The organism is Flavobacterium esculini (assembly GCF_048284325.1).
Taxonomy (GTDB): Bacteria; Bacteroidota; Bacteroidia; order Flavobacteriales; family Flavobacteriaceae; genus Flavobacterium.
In genome coordinates this window covers 1-1,424 of record NZ_JBLVPI010000046.1, presented here as the reverse complement: position 1 = coordinate 1,424, position 1,424 = coordinate 1, and the positions used below count along the sequence as shown (strand labels likewise).

General features: G+C 43.0%; 2 protein-coding genes. Both read right to left on the bottom strand.

Annotation, left to right across the window (positions count from 1 at the left end; all coding sequences use genetic code 11):
- Positions 1–1,135 (bottom strand): IS91 family transposase (locus ACNQGG_RS17250; protein ID WP_417966089.1); only part of this gene is annotated, 1,135 nt, incomplete at its 3' end.
- On the bottom strand, positions 1,120–1,424 hold a 305-nt coding region (locus tag ACNQGG_RS17245; RefSeq protein ID WP_417966086.1), incomplete at its 5' end, for a tyrosine-type recombinase/integrase. The genes ACNQGG_RS17250 and ACNQGG_RS17245, both read right to left, overlap by 16 nt.

The window sequence follows — 1,424 nt, the reverse complement described above, 5'->3', positions numbered from 1 at the left end:
TTTTAGAGGAATTCGTAATTTGGCTACCGCCAAGATACCAAGCAGGCGGGCCACGCTGATCGAAGACTGCTATCCGGTGTAAATTGCCCGTTTTGCAACACGGACATTTAGGCATAAAGGTTTTTTTCTCTGCTTTTTCTAAGACCTTTTGTTGGAGTTTCTCTTGTAAAAGTTTCAATTTTTGCCGTTTCCATGTACTGCTCAAAAATCCATAATGTCTTATTTTTACAAAACGTTTGGTCAAAATATGCAACGCAAACCGCCGAATAAATTCCTGATGCGTCAGTGTCATTAGTTTTTTAGCTTCCGCTACTCTATAGTCCTTGTAATCAAAAGTCACGTTTTCATTTTCGATTCTTTTGATTCTATGATTGCTAATGGCGATTTTATGAGTGTAACGTCCTAGATATTCCACCACCGACTTTGGACTTCCAAAAGGTTTCTTTGCAAATACAACCCAAGGTTTTTTCCATAAATCCTGCCGGATTTGTTCGTAGAGGATAGGTGATTTTACTTTGAGTTTGGCGCAATATTTAGCCCTAAAAACTTTCGACAAAGCTTTGACCGGGAATAAAAATTTACCATCGGTTCTTGCGTTTTTCCACTGTCCGTCTCTATTGATTCCACCACCAGGAACAATACAATGCAGGTGCGGATGCAAACTCAATTGCTGTCCCCAAGTGTGTAAAACCGCTATCATGCCCATTTGCATTTCCTTGGCTTTGCCAAAGGTTTTTAGTGTTTCCCATGTCGCGTCAAAAAGCGTATCGTAAACCAATTTTGGCTGATGTATCGCTAATGAATTGATACTATCGGGCAAGGTAAAAACCACGTGGAAGTACGGCACTGGCAAAAGTTCTGTTTCTCTAGCCTGAATCCACTCTTCTCGTTTATTGCCCTGACACTTGGGACAATGCCTGTTGCGGCAAGAGTTGTAGCTTATGGTAATGTTTCCACAGTCATCACACCCATCGATATGACCACCCAACTCGGCTGTTCGGCATTTTTTAATGGCGTAAAGTGTGCGCAATTGCCATGTATTGAGCCCGTAACTTTCAATTTTAGAGCCTACTTTTCGCAATACATCGGCTACTTCACTTCGACTTCGCTCAGTGCAGGCTACTTCGTGCTGCATTGTGCAAATAGCGTATCGAGTGGACTAAAAATGCGCTGACTCTCAAGTTGGGCAATATGCAGGTATTCCATTGTAGTCTCAACATTCTGGTGTCCCAAAAGGTCTTTGAGGGTCATGATGTCCATGCCATCTTCGAGCAAATGAGTAGCATAAGAGTGTCGCAGCGTATGGGTGTGAACTTCTTTGATTATTCCTGCTGCTTTTGCCACTTGCTTGACCGCCCATTGCACGCCGCGTTGACTGTAGCGATTGTCAAAATCACCACCTGCTCCAGTAGGCAAAGGCTGTC